This is a genomic window from Paenibacillus sp. SC116 (genome assembly GCF_024733555.1).
In the GTDB taxonomy this organism is placed as follows: domain Bacteria; phylum Bacillota; class Bacilli; order Paenibacillales; family Paenibacillaceae; genus Paenibacillus_B.
In genome coordinates, this window is sequence record NZ_JANIOF010000001.1 from 359,307 (window position 1) to 379,773 (window position 20,467).

Here is a 20,467-nt window from a genome sequence, read left to right on the forward strand (position 1 = left end):
ATCATCAGGAGGTAAGCGCGATATGCATATTCGGACAAGAATGATGCTTACTGCGACAGTCTTAGTGACGAGCGGACTATTGGTTTTAACAGTTAAAGGTCATGTGCAGGCGGCAGCGGGAACAGATGCAGGTTTACATGCAAAATCGAGTAAATCAACTGCGAGCCGCGCAGCAAGTAAACCAGCAACTCAGAGCAGTTATCAAGATAGTAAACGGAATCCTTTAATTGTTGAGGCTATGGCAGAGGGTGTTGCGAAAGGGATTCCGGGAATTCTCCTACAGACTTATAAAGATGGGGTTGTGCAGCACTATACAGCAGGAAAAGTTAGCATTTATGCGGATCGCAGCATGCAATCTAATTTTCATTTTCGGATTGGAAGTGTAACAAAGACATTTGTCTCTGTCACAATGCTGCAGCTCGTTGGTGAAGGCAAGGTAAGCTTGAATGATACCGTTGACAAATGGCTACCTGGGGTTGTCCAAGGCAACGGTTATGACGGGCAGCAAATTACGATCAGACAATTACTTAATCATACAAGTGGAATCGCTAGCTACACCGATGAACTATTTATGCAAAAAGTGTATGAAAACCGCTTTAAAAGCTTCACGTCTGAGGAACTTGTGCAAGAAGGATTACGGCAAAAGCCCCTATTTACACCAGGCACGCAGGCTTCCTATTCCAACACCAATTATATTGTTGCAGCGATGATTATTGAGAAAGTAACGGGAGATACATACGCGAAGCAAATCGAAGAGCGTATTATTAAGCCGTTAAAGTTGAAAAACACATCTATACCAGGGACTTCTACAAAGCTGCCTAAGCCGCATGCAAGAGGCTATTATCAATTAAAGTCAGGTGGACCGCTCCAAGACTTCACAGAGTTGAATGCAACTTCAGCCCATGCATCAGGTGGAATGATTTCCACTGCAGATGATTTGAACCGCTTTATTTCGGCACTCCTTTCCGGAAAGCTGCTAAAGCCTGAACAAATGAAGCAGCTCTTAGATACTGTGGAATTCCAAGATCAATCAAAATATGGTTTAGGTCTGCTGCAAGTTACATTGCCGAATGGTATGCAGCTATGGGGACATACGGGTGGTATTCATGGATTTAAAACATTTACTTTTGCAACCATGGACGGCAAGCACGTGGCAACAATGAGTATGAACTATCACGGAAAAGATTTGGAGAACGTCATTACAGAAATGATTGTGAACGTGTATGACGCCGAATTTACACTTACACCTAGTGGCTAAATCCGTCTACGTCTAACCATTGCAATTTCCTATAATAATGATAGGGAATTTGTAATTGATGCTTCTTGCTCGCGCTCCTATACTAATAAGTGTAGCAATGCTACATAATATAAAACAGTAGGAGTGGTTGAGCATGTCTAAAGCAGTTTACTATCATGCAGGTTGTGCTATTTGTGTAGAAGGTGAAAGATTTGTACTAGAGTTCCTCGATAAATCAAAAGTAGAGCTTGAAATTGTCCATCTTGGAACAGATCGCAATCGTATTGAAGAAGCTGAACAAGCTGGTGTTAAATCGGTTCCGGCACTAGTTATTGATGGCGGTGTGTACCACATTAATTTCGGCGCAAGTATGGACGATGTAAAGCAAGGATAAGTGGTACCAGAAGGGGGCGCCTGCAATTGGCTCCTCCTTTTCCTTTTACGTAACCATGTTTGGATGTAAAATAGAAATAGAATAAACATGGAAGGTACGAACTCAGATGATCTTTGATCCCAATCACCGACAAAACAATCGATCGGCTCGTATAAGTATGGCTTTATTTCGCATGTCGCAAGCCATTAAGAAAATGACACAGCTAGAGAGCGATACCGCAGGCTTCACCCCTGTCCAAATACAAGCTTTGCTGTTCTGCCTGCATACACGAAATGATGCAGCAACTGTCGGTAATTTCGCACATGCCATCGGAACGAGTCATGTGACTGCGGTCAAAGTCATAAACGGGCTCGTCCAAAAAGGGCTGATTCGCAAAGCAGCGAAGCCCGAGGATCGTCGAGTTACGTTGCTTCAGCTCACATCAGAAGGGCAACAGTCAGCAGCTAAGCTGGAACAGTGGGGTGAGTCACTTGAGGCAGTACTGTTTACCATTTCAGATGATGTATTGGCTAACTTAGAGCTTGGCCTCGGGTCTGTCATTTCCGCTATGCAGCAGCAAGGTCATATCGTCGTTGCGGAACCTTGTTTAGGTTGTATTCATTTTCATCCAAATGCACGAGAAGGTGCTGAACCGCATTATTGCGGACTTGTCCAAAAATATGTTTCTCACGAAGCTTCTTTAAAAGAATGCCCCGAACATACTCCTGCTATTGGCGTCCAGATGTGACGTCTTTATTTGCTGTCTAGATGTAGCTAAGCCAAGTGACTATACAATGAAATTTGCTTGGTCGTAGTCAGCATACATCCCATTTCCATAATGATAGGTAAAAACTATCATTATCATACAAATAATAGTATTGAACGATGAATCATAGAATTTTATACTGAACCCACAACGAAACACTTACGAAACAAATATAGAGTGTGAGTAGGGGGAGTCTTCAGTGTCATGGAAAGTAGAGCGAAAAGATTGGAATGCGAAAGCGGCATATGAGCGTGCAAAACGGGTTATCCCAGGCGGAGTGAACAGTCCCGTTCGTGCCTTCTCATCCGTTGATATGACGCCTGTTATTGCTGCTAGCGGTCAAGGATCGCGTGTATTTGATATCGATGGAAATACTTATATCGATTACATTGGATCATGGGGACCATTAATATTAGGGCATGCCCATCCTGAAATTGTGGAGGCCGTGTGGAAAGCTGCCATACGAGGGACGAGTTTTGGATTATCGACGGAAATCGAAACGAAGCTGGCAGAACTAATCTGCGAAGCGGTTCCATCTGTGGAAATGGTTCGGATGGTAAATTCCGGCACCGAAGCAACGATGAGCGCTTTGCGCTTGGCAAGAGGTTATACGAGCCGTCCCAAAATCGTCAAGTTTCAAGGCGGTTATCACGGTCATGCCGATGCGATGTTGATCAAGTCGGGCTCTGGCGTGGCGACGTTAGGCTTGCCGGATAGCCCGGGAGTACCGAAGAGTGTTGCAGAACATACCATTACCGTACCTTACAATGATTTGGATAGCGTACGAATGATCTTCGAGCAGTTGGGCGAACAGATCGCCGCTGTTATTGTCGAGCCTGTTGCAGGTAATATGGGAGTTGTGCCGCCTTTGCCTGGATTTCTACAAGGGCTGCGGGACATAACGACAAAATACGGTAGTCTACTCATATTCGATGAAGTGATGACGGGATTTCGTGTAAGCTACAATGGAGCACAAGGTTTATACGGTGTTAAACCTGATCTTACTTGTCTTGGTAAAGTGATTGGTGGAGGACTTCCTGTAGGCGCTTATGGTGGAAAACGCGAAATTATGGAGCAGATCGCTCCTATAGGGCCAATCTATCAAGCAGGGACACTTTCAGGTAATCCGCTAGCTATGGCAGCTGGTTACACTGCTTTGCGTATACTTAAAAATCCGGAAATCTATACGGAATTAGAACGTAAATCAGCGCGATTAGCAGAAGGTTTTCTGCAAAATGGGGAACGGACAGGAGTCACGCTGAAGGTCAATCGGGTAGGATCAATGCTCTGTTCCTATTTTACAGAACATGATGTTATTAATTATGAGTCAGCCAAACAATCGAATATGTCGTTATTTAAAAAATACTATGCAGCAATGATTGAGCGGGGTATTTTGACTGCACCCACTCCGTATGAAGTGATGTTCGTTTCTCATGCACATACTGATGAGGATATCGAAAATACGATAGACGCACATTACCAAGCATTGAAAATGTAAAACTGTTCTGTGCATGAATAAGGTTGCAGCGGGATGTTGGAATGAAAGATGAGCTCATGCTCGTACCCCCATCCCGCTGCAGTCTTTAGTCAATTTTCGTTATACTTTCCATTATTAACGGTCGCAAGCAATTGCTCCATAAATACTCGACTTGCTGCGCACAAGTACTTGTTCTTTCGATAGACAAGACCAACCTCGGTAGTGAGCATTGGATCTTGAAGCGGAATCGTTCGAATATGCGGATTATTGATATACTCTAGATAGCCTTTCGGCAATATTGTAACGCCAACACCTTGGCTAACCATGTTGATGATCGACTCCATCGTCGTCATTTCAATAACTTGCTTTGGCGTGCAATCCAAGGAGCGGCACTGCTCATTAATCAACTGACGTAAAAAATAAGTATCAGGGAGTAAAACACTTGTTGTCTCTTGCAAAATATCAAGGGTAACGAATGGCTGCTGTGCGATTGGATGATTGATAGGTGCTGCTAATGCAAGATTCTCCTTATAAAGCGGAATCGTCTCCAAATCATCATGTTCCATGGGTAAAAATACAATGCCGAGATCAAGCTCGTTTTGTAAAATCGCTTCAAAAATATCTCCAGTTCGCATCCCCAACACAGACAGCTCCACATTAGGATAACTGCTGTGGAAACCGATAACCGTCGGCGGCAGCAAGTAGTTTACGACCGTTAGAAGCGCACCAATTTTCAATGTTCCGCGCTTCAGGCCTTGCAGCTCACTTATCGCGGCACGAGCCTGCGACAATTCGTGAAACACATTGTAGCTATGATGCAGCAGTGTTTTTCCTGCCTCGGTAATAACCGTTCGTTTGCCAATGCGGTCAAATAAAGGCATGCCGATTTCATGCTCAAGCAGACGAATTTGTTGGCTTAGAGAAGGTTGGGCGATGCCAAGCTTTTCTGCGGCCCGGGTAAAATTCAGCTCTTTGCACAAAGCCATAAAGTACTCTAATTGTCTTAGTTCCATAGGATTCCCTCTTTCAATCTGTTCCCGTTTCAATCGTAAAGATCAGTCCAAAGAAAATTACTATCATTATGAGCGATATCCCTATAAATAGCTATTAGATATGAATGGAATGAGTATGTAAAGTTCAATCATAGGCTGCACCTATCGTTTCTATAGTAATAATTGAATTGTTAATCGTAACAAGCATCTTTATACTCAGTTCATATGATTTTAAGGAAAGAGGGGGAGTCAAACCTACATGAGAATTCATTATTTACAGCACGTTCCCTTTGAATCGATTGAAAATATTGGCGTGTGGGCTGGAGAAAGAGAGTACGGGATTACGGGAACGCTTGTCTATGAAAATGCCGATTTCCCATCATTATTGGAATTTGACATGCTTGTCATCCTCGGTGGTCCAATGAGTGTACATGATGAAGCATCCTATCCATGGCTTGTCCAAGAAAAGCAGTTTATTAAAGAAGCCATTCAGCAGCAAAAGCTCGTTCTTGGTATATGCTTGGGGGCGCAGCTGATTGCCGAAGTGATTGGAGGTAAAGTATACAAAAATGAGAATAAGGAAATTGGATGGTTTCCAGTGAAGTTGACGGAGGACGCCAAACATTCTCCCTTATTCAAATACATTCCGGACGAATTTATTCCTTTTCACTGGCATGGGGAAACGTTTGAACTGCCTGAGGAAGCTAAGAAAATGGCTTTTAGCAAAGGCTGTGTGAATCAAGCATTTGTATACGACGATCATGTGATCGGCCTGCAATTTCACTTGGAATCGAGTGATGTGAGTATAACGAAGTTAATTGAAAATTGTGCTGACGAGTTGGAAGAGGGGACCTATGTTCAAGCCCCCCATGAAATGCTGGCACAGCCAAGATTGTTGATACTATCGAATGCAGTCTTATTTACGCTGCTTGATGCATTTGAAAGTAATAAAAGGCATACCTAGTACGTATAACAACGTATAGGCATACCTAATATGAAGGCACGATTTATGTATATTATAGTATTCCTACACCGCGGATATCGCGGTTTTTTATATTGGATAAAGGAATTATTTGATGAGAACACGTATCAGAAATTGCGCATCCGGTAAACCAAATCCGTCAATTTCTTGAACTTGCAGCATAATACCGCTAATGATTGCAAAATACCAGAACAATAGCTTTTTAGGATCTCCTTCTATGAATTCTCCATTTTGTTGACCTTGAATAAAAATAGAAAGTAATGGCTTGAGCATGGCCTCTGAGGAGTACTGTTCGAGAACCCGCTGAACTTTCTCTGGTATATATTCGGACGTACGTGCTTGCTGCACGAGCATAAAGTAATATTTGTTGTTTTCTTCAAGCATACCTTCCGTAATCATCGCTAGTAACTCTGTTGGTGTACCTTGCTGTTCGCTAACATAGATGAGTGCATCCATCGCTTCTTCCATCGCTTCTTCTATAAGCTCTACGAACAGCTCGTCTTTTGATTTGAAATAACGGTAGGAAAGCCCCTGACTTACACCAGCTTCGCTGGCTATCATACTCATTTTTGTACCACAGAGGCCATAACAGGCAAATACTTTACGCGCTGCATATTTAATTTGCTCTTTGCGTTCATCGCGGAGCTGATCTAGTTGTTCTTCATTTAACGGGGGCATCCATTCTCACACTCCGGTTCACAGGTCATGTTGAGGTAATTTAAACATATTTGGATCATCAAATCAATCTGTACATACGAATAGAAAAGGATTGACGAATAGAAAAAAATACCTATACTTAAAAATGAATGAATTATTCATTCATAAAATAAAAGTCTGAGCACAGTCAGTCACATTTCCTTCAGCTTCCGTGTTCATGTTCAGATTGCTGAAATGGAGTGAACCTACTATGAGTCAAGAAGGATTACAGAAAGCTGCAAGAGGAGCGGTTGCGAAGCATGAACGTTCGATCGCACCTGATCTAGCGAGAGGTATGATGCTTTTGCTTATATGCATTGCTCACGTACCTTTGTATATCTCGAACAACCCAGAATACCGAACCTTGAATCATCCTTCAGGAGGAACCCTGCTGGATAGTATCGTCCAGTTTGCAACCATGATGATTGTGGATCTGCGCTCTTATCCAATGTTTGCTGTGCTCTTTGGATATGGTCTCGCTATGATTGTGACTCGCCAGCTAGCAGCGGGTACTTCGCAACAAACGACTCGCAAGCTCATACGGCGCCGATGCTTGTATATGATCTTGTTTGGTGCTGCGCACGCTCTAATCGTATTTTCTTTTGATATTCTTACCGTTTACGGAATAGTTGGATTACTATTCGGATCTCTGCTCTTTGCCCCAAAAAGAAAGTTGCTTCGTGTTATCAGTTGGTTGAGCCTCATTATGGTCGGCCTGTTAATCACTCAAGCTTGGTTATTATCGGGTGGACCTGCGCCATCACTAATGGATACATCCACGATAGCAACATCATATGGCGGAGCCATAGAAAAGCGCTTGTTTGAATATCCGTTTTGGATCGTTTATTCGTTAATTGCTATGCCGCTTATCATTCCTGTATTGATAGGAGTCTGGGCAGGTAACAAACGTTTGTTAGAAGCTCCTCAACAGAACCAGTACCTGCTAAAGAGAATAAGTATTATCGGTATAACGGTTTCGATGTTAGGTGCACTGCCCTTGGCGCTCACTGTATTTGGATTTTGGCAGAAATCAACTTATCTCATGACCTTGCACTCCATTAGTGGTATATTCGGTGGGGTCGGATATATAGCTTTGTTCGGTTTAATTAGTGCGCGTATTAGTGCCGCTGGCAGCCGAGGTAAGATCGTTCAAGCATTAGTCGCAACTGGGCAACGATCGCTGACGAGTTATTTGCTTCATTCCATCATACTTGCTTTACTACTCTCTAGCTGGGGACTTGGATTGGGTAAGTACTTCCACAGCTTTGAAGTCTTTTTCATTGGAATCTTAACTTGGTTCATCCTTGTCTTCGTTTCTGTCTTTTTAGAAAGAAAAGGACACCGAGGCCCTGCTGAATTGCTGCTTCGCAAACTTGTGTATCGCAAATCTTATTAATAAAGGCAGCAGTAACTACGTTTATGTATGTTCATGAATCCGTCCCGATCAAAATGGGCAACCTATGCTGTGGGATTGTGCTGGCAATGGTAACGGTAAGCCTCGCATTTCCTATTACGATCAAGAAGGAGGATGAGTGGAATGTCTAACAAGCATGAGAATAATCACAATCATAACCACAACCATAATCACAGTAACAGTCACAATAACGGTTCTGATCGTGACACCGCCGACACGGCTGACATGAATGCAGGAGAAGTGGCAGGAACTGTCGGTGGCGGAGCGGTAGGCGCCGCAGTAGGTTCTGTATTAGGTCCTGTAGGTACAGTTATAGGCGGTATTGCAGGTGCAGCTATCGGTAATATGGCTGGCGAAAGTATGGAAGATGCAGTAGATGATGAAGTTTAAACACTGCTAGCAATAATTACGCAGCGAAACGAAACATAAGGTGTACTTGAAAGAAGCCTCGCTTTAGAGTCCTTTCGGGTACACCTTTTTTAAACGGAATTTAAATTTGTTCCAACCCTTCTTTTAACCTCTGCTAATTATGATAAGTGAAGAGGTGAGAGATAGTATGGAACATATTGTACCAACAATAAAGAAGAAAAATAAAATTTGGAAGGTAACGAGAAATACTGTAGTGGTCATCGCGGTTATATTAGTTAGCTGGATCGCATTTCATCATGCCATATCGGCGTATGAACGAAGCAAACACCCTGCTCCTGGTGAGATCGTTGAAGTGGATGGTAAGAATATGCATGTCTATTCAAAAGGACAAGGGGAGCATACCATCGTACTATTACCCGGACTTGGAACAACAGCACCTGCATTGGACTTTGAGCCTTTCATGAATGAAATGGCAAAGAACAATAAAGTGGTTGTTGTAGAGCCCTTTGGATATGGGTGGAGTGATCAAACCAGCAAAGAACGCACAGTGGAGAATATGGTAGAGGAAATAAGGACAGCACTTAAGAACGCGAATATCGAAGGCCCATACATATTGATGCCGCACTCTGTATCGGGGATATACAGCATGTATTATGCGAATCAATATCCAAACGAGGTTGCAGCTATTATTGGGAATGATATTACTTTACCACAAGCGTTGGATTACTTTAATGAACCTGCTCCATCCATGCCGACGTTTATGAGCATGTTTGCTCCAACTGGGGTTACAAGATTGCTATCCTATGTTTCACCTAATCAATTCCTACCTGAAGCAGGTAAAGGAACGTATTCGGATGAGAATTTAGCGATGACGGCACTCATTTCTGCATGGAAGGGTGCAAATAAAAATGTAGTTAATGAAGCGAACGGAATGGCTAACAACATTTTGAAGACGAAGAAAATGTCATTTGCTCCAAACTTGCCAGTCATGATCTTTGCTAGAGAAAGAAAAGATAAAACAAGTGTAGATGGGAGAACTAATCTTACCTTTTATGAATCACAATTAAGCAATTCCGTAACAAGTAAACTAATCCCGCTGGAAGGGCATCATTATTTGCATTGGACCAATTATAAAGAAATGGCTGACCATGTGAATCGATTTATAGATACGTTTGAACGGAATTCATAAATAGACACCTCCTTTCCGATGACTGGAATAGGAGGCTTTTTTATTAGCTGTAAGGAAAACATATTGAATTTTTTACATATATGAAGGTAATATAGTAGAGGTTATCGGTTTGAAAAATATGCTCATTGACAGAGTTAGTTGGGATTTGGAGGATTTATCGAGTGGAGCAGCATTTGAAGAAGCATAAAAAAATCTATATGATGCAATTGGTTACGATCTTTCTAGGTTTTATTATTTTTGGTATTTCAGAAAATATTAAAGGGCCGGCAATACCGCGAATACAAATCGATTTTATGATCAACGAAGGTCAGCTTGGTACTTTATTGTCACTTAATGCGTTAGGCTATTTGCTGGCGTGTTCGTTTACTGCTTATTTAACACGGATATGGGGCATTAAAGCGGTTACGATTTCAGCATTTGGAGCGATGATTCTATCCGGTGTATTTATCTATTTTTCTCATAGTTACGCGTTGTTTACCTCGTCCTATTTTCTAATGTATATCGGAAATGGCATGCTGGAAATCGCGCTGGCGATTTTAGGTGCACGAATTTTCGTGAAAAATACGGGCATGATGATGAACTTATCGCACGGCTTCTATGGGCTTAGTTCAACTGTGGCACCATTGATCGCGACGGGGCTTATGTCCGTGACCATTTTCGGTCATACGATTGATTGGCGCGGTATGTATCTGGTTATGCTTTCGTTGTCTATTCTTCCGATTATATTCGCGTGGCGCAGCTCGTTTCCTGGGGACGATCTCCCGCATGAGGAGCGGGTGCCATTAAAACGTTTGATGCGCGATCCAGTATTGTGGTTTATGGTGCTGATTCTTTCCTTTGGCGTTGTATCTGAGCTTGCCGTGGGAGGTTGGTTAGTCAATTTCCTAGAGAAAGCGTACCAATGGGATACCGTTACAGCTTCTGGCATGCTGTCTGCCTTTTTCTTGTGCTTTGCGTTAGCGCGAATTGTATTAGGCCCTCTGACAGATAAGATCGGGTTTAATTTATCGCTTATCATTTTCTCTGCATTTTCGGCCATCTGCACGTTTATGGCGATTTGGGGAGGAGAAGAGTTTGCCTTCTTGTTCGCAGCAGCCGGAATCGGAATCGCGATGATTTACCCGACGGTAATGGCGTTTATCGCTAGAAGATACCCGAGCAGCAGTGATACGGCGATTACGTTTACCGTGACGCTAATGGGAATCGGTTGTGTTATTGGGAACTATATGATTGGCGGCATTATTGAGGGGGTAAAACACGCCTATGGGGCTGACACGCAAATTGGTTTAATTCGTGGTCTACAAGCGGGGTATGGATTTATTGGCTTGTGTGCTGCGATTTGCGCCGTGTTTAGCGGAATACTGTATGTTCTTTTAAAAAAGAGAAAAGAACTTATATAAGTTCTGAATCGGGATCGCATTTTTCTAAAATGAAAGATTTAATCCATGCTAGTACATGAATGATAGGAGGGATACAGTCGGGAGCGCCGACTTCGTATCCCTTTTTATTTATCTTATTGTTCTTTTGCTTCTTAAATAAACAGCCGCAAAACGCCCTATTGAAGATGGGTCCGTGATAATGCTGTATACTTACATTTAAACAGTAACGATAAACGTAAGGAGATTCATTCGTAATGATATCGGACCGTATAAAATTCCCGACGGGTTTTTGGACAGGAGTACAACAAGTAGGAATTACTCCACATGATGTAGCTCGTCAAGCAGGGCTACCGCTAACGATTATTACGGAATCAGCTGTCAATACAGCCCAATACTTTAAAATTTGGCAAGCCTACTCCGATCTAGTTGGTGACACTGCCATTGCCATGATCAAACTTGCAACTGCCTTTGAAACGGGACAATATCCACCGACCGTTCTAGCGACCTACCATGCTCGTGATTATCGTGATGCCCTTAACCGAATGGCTCGGTACAAACAATTGTGCCCTCCGGAGCGTCTGCAGATAACCGAAGAGGGCGAGAGCTGTACAATCGAATTGGAATGGATGCGCAGCGGGCAATCCGGACCTCCAGTGCTGGTTGGAACTACGCTGGCCTTTCTGTTAGAGCTTGGGCGACGGGGTACGGGGCAGCCTTTAACAGCACGATCTGTGGAATTTTCTCAATCGATGGGGGATGTAAAAGCTTTAGAAGCTTTCTTTGGCTGTCCTATCCGAATGGGGGCAACCTCCAACCGATTAACGCTGCATCGAAGGGATTTGAACCGTACTTTTATTTCATATAACCAAGAGCTGCTGGAGATCCTGACTCCTGTATTGGATCAAACATTGGATGCACAGCGTGGAAGTTCAATCTCCGCGATGGTCAAATGGATTTTGAAGCGAGGCCAAACAGGAGAGCGGCTTTACATTCGGACTGTAGCAAACGAGTTGGGCATGAGCGATCGTACCTTGCAGCGCCGTCTTACGGAAGAAGGCACAACGTTCAAGCAACTAATAACACAGGCTCGTCATGAGCAGGCCCGAGAATATTTGGCAAACCCCAAGCTCGATATTAAAGAAGTGGCATTTTTAGTAGGATATGAAGACCAGAACTCGTTTTATCGCGCCTTTCGTCTCTGGGAAGGAGATAGTCCTTCAAATTGGCGTGCGGAATATTTAGAATCAAACCCGCCGTCATAACATCTCGGAACCTAAACAGTTCTTTTTTCGTATTTCATTCATTTTGGCGGGTTAAACAAGATATTTGGCGCTGTACGCTAGTTACCGAACGATCCAGACAACGTAATATAATCTCTATCCGGAACACAATGATGTTCCAAAAATAACAAGAATACCTTCAGATCAACTTGCAGTGATTGACAACAAAGGAGATGAAGTTATGGATATGGGATTAAGGAATAAAACAGCTTTAGTAACTGGATCGACTAAAGGTATAGGGAAAGCAATTGCCATAGAACTTGCGAGAGAAGGTGCCAATGTCCTCGTCAATGGACGGAATAATGAAGAGGTAGAACGAACCGTACAAGAATTGAAGGCGGAGTTCCCAGCTACTTCTCCTCAGCATGCTGCAGCAGATATCGTGGATAAGCAGCAAAGAGAAGCTTTATTTGAGAAATATCCCAATGTTAATATTTTGGTAAACAATATGGGCATTTATGAAATCATGTCCTATGAGGACGTTGACGATGAAGAATGGGAAAAATACTTCCGAACGAATGTCCTTGCCGCCAATGGTTTGTCTTCCTTTTATTTACCGAAGATGCTTAACAACAATGATGGACGAATCATTTTTATCGCAAGTGAAGAAGCGATTATGCCCTCGGGGCTGATGCCTCAGTATGCTATGACCAAATCGATGTTGTTATCACTATCAAAAAGCTTGTCCAAGCTTACGGTAGGATCAGAGGTCACAACCAATACGATCCTGCCAGGACCAACGCTTTCCGAAAAGGTGTATCAAATCATTGATAGTTTGTATCCTGATGATATGACATTTTCTGAAAAAGAGAAATCATTTATGGCAGCAAGACTACCCCAATCTGAAATCCAGCGGTTCATCAGGCCATTTGAAATAGGCAGGCTGACTGCATTCGTGTGCAATCCTTATGCATCCGCATTTAAAGGTTCCCCGATTCGTATGGATGGGGGCATGGTGCCTACCATATTTTAATATGAAGGCCATGACGGCTTGCAAAAAACCTTAAGCGCAATGTGAAAGACTGGTTAGCAGGCTATTAACGATTGTTTTACAAATATAATAAGTACCGTACGTCAATAGGCTCGATTCTATCTGTGGTAGAATTGAGCCTATTTTGCATAAAAGGCATATTGCCGAATAGATCGCCTATACCTATAATTACCTATATTGAGAAAGGTAGGACAAAAAGGGGGCCCAACATGCGATCATACTGGACATGGCTTCTATTTTTAATGGCTACATGGCTATGTGCTTGGTTCAGCCTGCCGATTGAGGAGGCGTTAATGCCTTGGAGACTAGCTGTAATCGCGGCATTTTTTGCTCTTTATTTCGTAGCCGCGCTGCTGCGCAAGCATCCATATGGACTGACGGCTGTACTAGTAGCCGCCTCGACTCTTTCTACGATTGCATTATGGCCAGATCAAACAGCAGAACATGCTCTATATTTACTATTGATATATTCTCTGCTCGCTGGAAAGGCTGTCTATCAATTGCCGGCTACATTGGCGAGTGTCGTCGGGATTGTGCTAATCGCCAATCTTTTCATTCCTGGATTACTTGGATACGCTGCATATCCAACGATGTTTATCGTTCTGTATGCAAGTATGCTTACAGCTGGTCTTGCTGTGTATCACATTGTAAAAACAAAAATGGAAGAAATGGAACAGCGTAATGATGCGCTGCTTAGTGAATATCGTAGAATGAAACGGCGCATTGCCACGGACGAAGAAGTGGCCCGTCAGGAAGAGCGTACACAGATCGCAAGAGATATTCATGATTCAGTGGGGCATAGGCTAACGGCATTGCTCATGCAGTTGGAAGTGTTTCGCATGCAGACGGATGAGCAGCATACTTCACGGGTTCTTGCGCTTAAGGAGCTTGCCAAGGAAAGTCTGGAAGAGACGAGGAGTGCAGTCAAATCGTTGAAGCAGCAAGAGACGGGAGGACTGACAGCGATCCTCAATATGATTCGCAGGCTGGAAGCCGAACATTTTATGTGGGTTCAATTTACGGTCAAGCACGGGGCATTATCCGCTCCGTTGAATGCTGCACAATCCTTTGCGGTGTATCGGGCTGTGCAAGAGGCACTGACGAATCTGATGAGGCATGGTGAAGTAAGAGAAGCTGCGATAACTTTTGAAGCACCTGGAGGGGGTATTTTTCGGTTTGAGGTTATGAACCGTTTAAAGAGCAAAGTCGTTGTGCGTGAAGGCTTTGGCATGCAGTCTATGCGTGAGCGGATTGAAGAAGCAGGGGGGACGCTGGAGGCGATTGCCTATGAAGATTGTTTCCTCGTACGTGGTGTCATTCCGATCCTGAGAGAAAGAGGGGAAGCTTGATGATTCGGATTTTACTAGCAGAGGATCAAACGATGGTACGGCAAGGCTTGAAAATGATGATAGAAACGGATGAGGAATTGCGTGTTACAGGAGAAGCGGCGAACGGGAAGGAAGCAGTTGCTTTATGTGAAACTCATTCATTCGAGGTCATCGTGATGGACATTCGTATGCCAGAAATGAACGGACTGGAAGCAACACGAATCATTCGTTCCCGCTGCCCGCGCAGCAAAATACTTATTTTAACAACCTTTAATGACGATGAATATGCATTGGAAGCGCTCAAAAGCGGCGCAAATGGCTATATGCTCAAAGACGCAGAACCAGCGGACTTGATCCGCTCGATTCGCAGCTGTTTGTCCGGCGGCATGGCCTTGCAAGATGATGTGGCTGCCAAAGTCATCCCCCGACTTTTGAAGACTGAACGGGAGGACCTTAAGGTTGATGCGTCTATAACCCCGCGTGAACTGACAATACTCCGACTGATTGGTGAAGGCCGCAGCAACAAGGAAATCGCTGAACAGTTGGCATTGTCCATTGGCACAGTGAAGAATCATGTCAGCCAGATCATGGAGAAGCTGGAGCTGCGGGATCGGACGCAGTTAGCTATTTATGCGATTCGGCATAACGTTGTTTGATCGACCATGACTAAAGTCATGGTTATACATAAAAGGAATGACGGGAGACAGTGGGAGCACTGTCTTTTTACTTATACACTTGAATCATAAGCAGCACAGGATACCCTCAAACGAGGTCAATAACAAGGAGGTAAAAGCATGCTAGAAACAGTGGAACTGAGCAAAAGCTTTAAGGGGAAAACCGTAGTCGACAGCGTCAGTCTTTATTTAGAGCGTGGCGAATCAGTTGGATTGTTAGGGCCTAACGGAGCGGGCAAATCTACAACCATTTCTATGATTTCATCCTTACTAGTTCCTACTTACGGAGATGTAAAGCTGAATGGAAAAAGTATCGTTAAAAATCCGCAGGACATTCGCAAGGTGCTTGGTGTCGTTCCGCAAGATATCGCTTTATACGAGGAATTGAGTGCCTATGAGAACCTGTTATTTTTCGGTCGAATTTACAAACTGCCGAAGTCAGCGTTGGAAAGCAGCATTCAAGAGGTACTAGAAATCGTAGGGCTGCGTGATCGACAGAAGGAGTTAATTAAGACGTATTCAGGAGGCATGAAGAGGCGCATTAACATAGCAGCAGCGCTGCTGCACAATCCACAAATCGTCATTATGGATGAACCGACTGTAGGGATTGATCCTCAATCACGCAATCATATTTTAGAAACAGTAAAGCTGTTGAATCGTGAAAAAGGCACGACTGTCCTATATACAAGCCACTATATGGAAGAAGTCGAGCAGCTTTGTAATCGCATGTACATTATGGATCATGGCAAAGTGATCGCATCGGGCACAAAAGAGGAGCTAGGTCGCATTTTGTCCAGCGAAGATACCATTTTGCTGCAGCTTGATGCATACAAAGAACCGCTGATCGGCGCGATTCGGGCGATAGATTCGGTAAGGCAGGTCGAGGAAACGATACAGGGACTCAAGCTGATCGTAGCTAAACAAAGCCGTGTGCTTGGCGTAATCGTACAGCTTGCCGAACGGCATGGTGCACAGGTAACTAACATGCATGTGCAGACGCCGAGTTTGGAAGATGTGTTTCTTCATTTAACCGGGCGGACCTTACGTGATTAGAGGGGGATAAAGATGGGCGCGTTTTTTAAGAAAGATATACTCGTCTTCTATAGAGATCGCAAGCAAGTGTTAATACCGCTTATCCTGCCGATTATTTTGATTGTTGTCATGGGATTCTTGGTGCCTGACTGGTTTGGAAGTTCGACTTCATCGCTGCAGGCAAAAGTTGCATACGTCGTAAAGGACGACGCAGCCAACGGTTTGCAGCAATTTCAAGATTCGCTTGCGGCAAAAGGAATGAAGGCAGAAGAGGCTGCTGCTGTAGGGAGGCTAGCGAAAGAGATTCAACCGACTAAGCTATTAAACGATCTACTTGCAAGCAAACCAGTTGCAGACATGATCGAACGAATGGATATGAAGGAAGAAGAAGCATTGCTCAGGCTGAAAGCAGAAGAGATCGATGCCATTGTTATTTTGCCGGAACAATTTACAAGACATGTATTGGATAAAATGCTGCTGGGTGAAGGTAAAGGTGCGTCAATCCGCCTTGTAGCAGAAGAGCCTACCATGGAAGTCAGTGTGCTGCAGGGGATTATCGAGAGCTTTACCCAGCAATTGAATACCGATGCAGCGATTACTTATGCTGGAAGAAAGCTAGGAAGCATTGGTGAAATGGCTTGGCAGCCTAATGTTGGTGCAATTGGAGGAATGGAACAGATAGAGGGCGTAAAGACAGTGACTACTAAACAATACTTCACTCTCTCTATTAGTGTCATATTCACCTTATTTGCCTCGATCGTTATTGCGAACAAAGCAACAACCGAGAAAAGGGAACAAGTATTCCAGCGTATTTTGCTTTCGGGAAGTCGCCCATTAGCTTATTTGGCAGGTAAAGCCAGTTCAGCACTAGTGTTGGCCATCGTGCAGCTGCTGCTAGTCATCGTCGTGTCCCACTTCGTGCTGAATGTATTTACGGGATTTTCGTTGCAATTCTGGTTCGGATTCATCTTACTTACGTTTATGCTCTGTTTATTTATCGGAGCCATGTCAGGCCTATTTACGGCACTTATGCTGCGTATCAATACGAATATAGCAAATGCCATTATTCAATCCATTTTGCTTATGTTAGGGATTTTAGGTGGAAGCTTTGTTCCTGTGTATATTTTGCCCGACAGTATGCAGCGTTTATGGGAATGGACGCCGAATGGATTCTGGCTGTCGACGATGACACAATGGATTCAACAACAGTCGTGGGATGTTGTGACGAGCGGGCTGTTTGGTTTAGCGCTATTCACGGCAGTAACTGTCGTACTTAGCGTTTGGATATTTCCTAAAAGGGGGCGAATCTAAATGTTACCCGTGTTTTTGGCTCAATGGATGAAAGAAAAACGCTCCCCTTATATGGTACTTATTTTTATCGTACTCTCCATCGTGGCAACCTTTTTATTTGGATCTCATACAGAAACGAAATTAAGAATCGATGCGTTTTCCGGAGAAGGGATAGCGGCAGCTGAAGCGGAACAATGGTTGGATCGCCTAAATGAAGCCGGCCCATTTCTTTTTACGATGCGAAGCGAAGAAAACGTAATAGCTGATGTCAGGCAAGGTCGATTGGAAATGGCAGTTAAGCTGCTGGAAAATGATTTTCGCATCATTTCAGTTAGGGAGAGCGGAAATGCAAATCTAGTCCAGCAGCATATGCAATCTATCTACACGGAGGAACTTAAAATTAAGGCAGCTGCCCAGCATTCAAATGATACAAAGCAAATCCGTGATGTGATGAAGGTATATTTGGAACAACCGCCGATGAGCCTGCAATCCAGTACACCTACGGGAAATGCCTTAGAAAGCTACAATATGGGCTTGCAGCTGCTATTTGGATTTACGCTATTCCTCGTCATTTTCACGATCGGATTCAAGGTGAATGCCGTAACGGCGGAAAAAGTATCTGGTATTTGGAATCGGGTAATATTATCGCCTGTAACCAAGACGCAGATGTATTTTGGTCATCTGACTTACAGTACGCTTATCGGAATCGTCCAAATCACGATCGTATTTTGCTTATTTAAATATGTATTAGGATACGATCTTGGTGTAAATGCTGCATTTCTAACCATCATTAGCGTGCTTTATATCATTAGTACGGTGGCGATGAGCATGCTATTTACAGGTATGTTTAAAACACCAGAGCAGTTTAGAGGTTTCTTCTCCTCGGTTGTGCCAATGATGCCTGTGCTAAGTGGAGTCTATATGCCACCAGGTACAATTACGAGCGAAGTGATGCTATGGATTAGCGAGTTCTTCCCGATTAAACATGCGATGGACGCATTGATAGGTGTTTCGATGTATCAGCAAGGCTGGGGAGACATTTATTTGTCTCTAGCCAAGCTGCTGCTGATGACTGTCATTTTCTTCGGCATAGGGATTAATATGGTGGAGAGACGAAGGGCGTAGATTTTGAAATATCTAAAGCAGTCATTGGACTTAACATAGGCAAGTTGATAGTAAAAATACAGGTACTCTTTAAGCAACCTTATTCCAATGTTCAAACGGAATCGGGTTGTTTTTTTGTTGCTCTGCACTGGCAGCGTGTAATTGCTTGGCAATATATCTTGTTTTATGAAAAATGCTTGCTCTATGGCACATTCAGCAACAGAAAATAAAAACCATGAAAAGGAAAAATATATATTGACCAATCGGTTAGTATAAATTACAATCGTACTGACCGATTGGTTAGTATCAGGTTATTTAGTGAATCAATTCCTAATTGGGGAAGGAGAAATTACGATGACCTATAACGAAAATAAAGGTGAACTGAGCAACACGTTTGATCTTGCTCGTTGGCAGAAAAGGTTGGATGAGCTGCGTATAACATATTGCGTTCCTGGAGCGTCACTGGCAGTTCTTACAGAAGGACATACATACGAATTAGCAAGTGGTGTGCTGCATCGTGGAACTGGAGTGGAGGTAACTACCGACTCGGTGTTTCAGCTCGGTTCCATCGCCAAAATTTACACGGCTACGCTCGTAATGAAGCTGGTTGAATCCGGCGTCTTGGATCTAGATGCACCTGTGAAGGAGGTGCTGCCTGAGTTCGAGGCCGCAGATGCGGAAGCAACAAGGACGATTACGGTACGACAGCTGCTGAGCCATACGAGTGGTTTGACCTGCGACTTCAATTATAACAGTGGTCGTGGTGATGACTGTTTAGCGCGCTATGTTGAGGCTAGTAAAGGGGTTGCCATGGATTGCCCGCCTGGGACGGCGACTTCATACAGTGGCGTTGGATACACAGTGCTTGGCCGCATCGCTGAGGTACTGACTGGATTGACTTGGGATGAGGCGCTGAAAAAGCTGTTGTTCACTCCTCTCGGTCTCACGAGCACCATGACGCTTCCTGAAGAAGTGCTGCGATTCCGCGCGGCGATGGGGCATTTAGGCAGGCCCGGCGAAGAACCTGAGCCAGCTCCGTCATGGGACCCTATGCCACGTTCACAAGGTCCGGGAGGCAGAGTTTGTGCGACGGCTGCTGACGTCGTTAGGCTGGCCCACATGCACTTGAATGGGGGAATAGCTCCAGACGGAACTCGCATAATGGAAGCTGCAACCGTGGCGGAAATGCAGCAGTGTGTGGTCAAAGTCCCAGACAAATGGACAGTTAGTTCCGACGGATGGGGCCTAGGCTGGACGCTCTATGATTGGGATGGAATCAAGGGGTTTGGTCATGACGGTGCTGCGATTGGACAATACGGATATTTACGTGTGGTGCCAGAAGCAGGTGTTGCGATTGCCTTGCTCACGAATGGCGGAGGAGCGCGTATGCTTTATGCGGGACTGCTGCGTGAGCTGCTCGAAGAACTGGCTGGAGTGAACATGCCAGAAGCTTTTGCTCCATCTGCGAATCCGCCGGAGGTGGACTTCACGCGGTATATCGGCACTTATAGACGTGAAGGTGTCATCATCACGGTCACAGAGCGTGAAGGCAAGCCACATCTTGTGTATGAATTTGTTGACGGCATGAAAGACTTATCACCACCGCTTGAAATGGAGCTGGTTCCCGTAACCGAAACGGTATTTGCTGGTTCAGGAGCAGGTCCTTCCTTTAATGAGGCTTGGATGCCTGTCATATTCTCGACATTGCCAGATGGGACGTTGTATTGCTACATCGGCTTGCGAGTGGCACCAAAGATTGCCTAGGCAGGAAGTCGATCCTGCTTGAAGCACATGTTGATACAATGATGAATTAAACTGTACTACGAAATGGTATAATTTATTATATGTTTGATGCTCTCCTAGATCAGTTATCGTATACTGGTATATAGATTGA

The 20,467-nt window shown here is 44.0% G+C and carries 19 protein-coding genes; 17 read left to right on the forward strand and 2 right to left on the reverse strand.

Features of this window, described 5'->3' with window-relative positions; translation table 11 throughout:
* The first annotated feature begins 22 nt into the window (after nucleotides 1–22).
* The 4 genes from NQ117_RS01305 to hemL all read left to right on the forward strand — a co-directional run bounded on the left by NQ117_RS01305 (nucleotide 23) and on the right by hemL (nucleotide 3,874).
* Nucleotides 23–1,258 carry a serine hydrolase domain-containing protein gene (locus NQ117_RS01305; RefSeq protein ID WP_258276227.1) on the forward strand — a complete coding sequence of 412 codons (1,236 nt, stop codon included), beginning with the start codon at nucleotides 23–25 and terminating at the stop codon, nucleotides 1,256–1,258.
* A gap of 133 nt (nucleotides 1,259–1,391) precedes the next feature.
* Nucleotides 1,392–1,631, forward strand: coding sequence for a thioredoxin family protein (locus NQ117_RS01310; protein WP_258276228.1), 240 nt, complete (start codon nucleotides 1,392–1,394; stop codon nucleotides 1,629–1,631).
* A 106-nt stretch (nucleotides 1,632–1,737) separates the two neighbouring features.
* Entirely contained in the window at nucleotides 1,738–2,358 is a 621-nt protein-coding gene (locus NQ117_RS01315; RefSeq protein WP_258276229.1) for a MarR family winged helix-turn-helix transcriptional regulator, read from the forward strand.
* Nucleotides 2,359–2,575: 217 nt separating this feature from the next.
* On the forward strand, nucleotides 2,576–3,874 hold the full coding sequence (gene hemL / locus NQ117_RS01320) for a glutamate-1-semialdehyde 2,1-aminomutase (RefSeq protein WP_258276230.1): 1,299 nt from the start codon (nucleotides 2,576–2,578) through the stop codon (nucleotides 3,872–3,874).
* A gap of 89 nt (nucleotides 3,875–3,963) precedes the next feature.
* Here hemL and NQ117_RS01325 read toward each other — a convergent pair whose 3' ends face one another.
* The gene (locus NQ117_RS01325; RefSeq protein ID WP_258276231.1) at nucleotides 3,964–4,866 is read right to left on the reverse strand and encodes a LysR family transcriptional regulator; all 903 of its coding nucleotides are present in this window, start codon (nucleotides 4,864–4,866) and stop codon (nucleotides 3,964–3,966) included.
* Nucleotides 4,867–5,104: 238 nt separating this feature from the next.
* On the opposite strand from NQ117_RS01325, the gene NQ117_RS01330 reads away from it, so the two are divergent.
* On the forward strand, nucleotides 5,105–5,809 hold the full coding sequence (locus NQ117_RS01330) for a type 1 glutamine amidotransferase (protein ID WP_258276232.1): 705 nt from the start codon (nucleotides 5,105–5,107) through the stop codon (nucleotides 5,807–5,809).
* 105 nt (nucleotides 5,810–5,914) lie between these two features.
* On the opposite strand, the gene NQ117_RS01335 is transcribed toward NQ117_RS01330, so the two are convergent.
* Entirely contained in the window at nucleotides 5,915–6,505 is a 591-nt protein-coding gene (locus tag NQ117_RS01335) for a TetR/AcrR family transcriptional regulator (RefSeq protein WP_258276233.1), read from the reverse strand.
* Between the two features lie 229 nt (nucleotides 6,506–6,734).
* On the opposite strand from NQ117_RS01335, the gene NQ117_RS01340 reads away from it, so the two are divergent.
* The 12 genes from NQ117_RS01340 to NQ117_RS01395 all read left to right on the forward strand — a co-directional run bounded on the left by NQ117_RS01340 (nucleotide 6,735) and on the right by NQ117_RS01395 (nucleotide 20,337).
* Entirely contained in the window at nucleotides 6,735–7,919 is a 1,185-nt protein-coding gene (locus tag NQ117_RS01340) for a DUF418 domain-containing protein (protein WP_258276234.1), read from the forward strand.
* 141 nt (nucleotides 7,920–8,060) lie between these two features.
* Nucleotides 8,061–8,327, forward strand: a complete 267-nt coding sequence (locus tag NQ117_RS01345; protein WP_258276235.1) for a glycine zipper domain-containing protein — start codon at nucleotides 8,061–8,063, stop codon at nucleotides 8,325–8,327.
* Between the two features lie 166 nt (nucleotides 8,328–8,493).
* The gene (locus NQ117_RS01350; protein ID WP_258276236.1) at nucleotides 8,494–9,495 is read left to right on the forward strand and encodes an alpha/beta fold hydrolase; all 1,002 of its coding nucleotides are present in this window, start codon (nucleotides 8,494–8,496) and stop codon (nucleotides 9,493–9,495) included.
* A gap of 197 nt (nucleotides 9,496–9,692) precedes the next feature.
* Nucleotides 9,693–10,895 carry an MFS transporter gene (locus NQ117_RS01355; protein ID WP_258278125.1) on the forward strand — a complete coding sequence of 401 codons (1,203 nt, stop codon included), beginning with the start codon at nucleotides 9,693–9,695 and terminating at the stop codon, nucleotides 10,893–10,895.
* A gap of 233 nt (nucleotides 10,896–11,128) precedes the next feature.
* On the forward strand, nucleotides 11,129–12,136 hold the full coding sequence (locus NQ117_RS01360; RefSeq protein ID WP_258276237.1) for an AraC family transcriptional regulator: 1,008 nt from the start codon (nucleotides 11,129–11,131) through the stop codon (nucleotides 12,134–12,136).
* Nucleotides 12,137–12,335: 199 nt separating this feature from the next.
* A complete protein-coding gene (locus NQ117_RS01365; protein ID WP_258276238.1) occupies nucleotides 12,336–13,127 on the forward strand; it encodes an SDR family NAD(P)-dependent oxidoreductase in 792 nt (263 codons plus the stop codon).
* A 227-nt stretch (nucleotides 13,128–13,354) separates the two neighbouring features.
* A complete protein-coding gene (locus tag NQ117_RS01370) occupies nucleotides 13,355–14,494 on the forward strand; it encodes a sensor histidine kinase (protein ID WP_258276239.1) in 1,140 nt (379 codons plus the stop codon).
* On the forward strand, nucleotides 14,494–15,129 hold the full coding sequence (locus NQ117_RS01375; protein ID WP_258276240.1) for a response regulator: 636 nt from the start codon (nucleotides 14,494–14,496) through the stop codon (nucleotides 15,127–15,129). Before NQ117_RS01370 ends, NQ117_RS01375 begins: the two co-directional genes overlap by 1 nt.
* A 138-nt stretch (nucleotides 15,130–15,267) precedes the next feature.
* Nucleotides 15,268–16,200 carry an ABC transporter ATP-binding protein gene (locus NQ117_RS01380; RefSeq protein ID WP_258276241.1) on the forward strand — a complete coding sequence of 311 codons (933 nt, stop codon included), beginning with the start codon at nucleotides 15,268–15,270 and terminating at the stop codon, nucleotides 16,198–16,200.
* Between the two features lie 12 nt (nucleotides 16,201–16,212).
* Nucleotides 16,213–17,490: an ABC transporter permease gene (locus NQ117_RS01385; protein ID WP_258276242.1), complete on the forward strand. Its 1,278-nt coding sequence runs from the start codon at nucleotides 16,213–16,215 to the stop codon at nucleotides 17,488–17,490.
* Nucleotides 17,491–18,594 (forward strand): ABC transporter permease, encoded by a 1,104-nt coding sequence (locus NQ117_RS01390; RefSeq protein ID WP_258276243.1) that lies wholly within the window; start codon nucleotides 17,491–17,493, stop codon nucleotides 18,592–18,594.
* Nucleotides 18,595–18,927: 333 nt separating this feature from the next.
* On the forward strand, nucleotides 18,928–20,337 hold the full coding sequence (locus tag NQ117_RS01395) for a serine hydrolase domain-containing protein (RefSeq protein ID WP_258276244.1): 1,410 nt from the start codon (nucleotides 18,928–18,930) through the stop codon (nucleotides 20,335–20,337).
* Nucleotides 20,338–20,467: the final 130 nt, after the last annotated feature.

Excerpts from the sequence above, each read along its gene's own strand:
- NQ117_RS01305 (WP_258276227.1), top strand. The coding sequence starts at position 23 with ATGCATATTCGGACAAGAATGATGCTTACTGCGACAGTCTTAGTGACG.
- NQ117_RS01310 (WP_258276228.1), top strand. The coding sequence starts at position 1,392 with ATGTCTAAAGCAGTTTACTATCATGCAGGTTGTGCTATTTGTGTAGAA.
- NQ117_RS01315 (WP_258276229.1), top strand. The coding sequence starts at position 1,738 with ATGATCTTTGATCCCAATCACCGACAAAACAATCGATCGGCTCGTATA.
- NQ117_RS01325 (WP_258276231.1), bottom strand. The coding sequence starts at position 4,866 with ATGGAACTAAGACAATTAGAGTACTTTATGGCTTTGTGCAAAGAGCTG.
- NQ117_RS01330 (WP_258276232.1), top strand. The coding sequence starts at position 5,105 with ATGAGAATTCATTATTTACAGCACGTTCCCTTTGAATCGATTGAAAAT.
- NQ117_RS01335 (WP_258276233.1), bottom strand. The coding sequence starts at position 6,505 with ATGCCCCCGTTAAATGAAGAACAACTAGATCAGCTCCGCGATGAACGC.
- NQ117_RS01340 (WP_258276234.1), top strand. The coding sequence starts at position 6,735 with ATGAGTCAAGAAGGATTACAGAAAGCTGCAAGAGGAGCGGTTGCGAAG.
- NQ117_RS01345 (WP_258276235.1), top strand. The coding sequence starts at position 8,061 with ATGTCTAACAAGCATGAGAATAATCACAATCATAACCACAACCATAAT.
- NQ117_RS01350 (WP_258276236.1), top strand. The coding sequence starts at position 8,494 with ATGGAACATATTGTACCAACAATAAAGAAGAAAAATAAAATTTGGAAG.
- NQ117_RS01355 (WP_258278125.1), top strand. The coding sequence starts at position 9,693 with ATGATGCAATTGGTTACGATCTTTCTAGGTTTTATTATTTTTGGTATT.
- NQ117_RS01360 (WP_258276237.1), top strand. The coding sequence starts at position 11,129 with ATGATATCGGACCGTATAAAATTCCCGACGGGTTTTTGGACAGGAGTA.
- NQ117_RS01365 (WP_258276238.1), top strand. The coding sequence starts at position 12,336 with ATGGATATGGGATTAAGGAATAAAACAGCTTTAGTAACTGGATCGACT.
- NQ117_RS01370 (WP_258276239.1), top strand. The coding sequence starts at position 13,355 with ATGCGATCATACTGGACATGGCTTCTATTTTTAATGGCTACATGGCTA.
- NQ117_RS01375 (WP_258276240.1), top strand. The coding sequence starts at position 14,494 with ATGATTCGGATTTTACTAGCAGAGGATCAAACGATGGTACGGCAAGGC.
- NQ117_RS01380 (WP_258276241.1), top strand. The coding sequence starts at position 15,268 with ATGCTAGAAACAGTGGAACTGAGCAAAAGCTTTAAGGGGAAAACCGTA.
- NQ117_RS01385 (WP_258276242.1), top strand. The coding sequence starts at position 16,213 with ATGGGCGCGTTTTTTAAGAAAGATATACTCGTCTTCTATAGAGATCGC.
- NQ117_RS01390 (WP_258276243.1), top strand. The coding sequence starts at position 17,491 with ATGTTACCCGTGTTTTTGGCTCAATGGATGAAAGAAAAACGCTCCCCT.
- NQ117_RS01395 (WP_258276244.1), top strand. The coding sequence starts at position 18,928 with ATGACCTATAACGAAAATAAAGGTGAACTGAGCAACACGTTTGATCTT.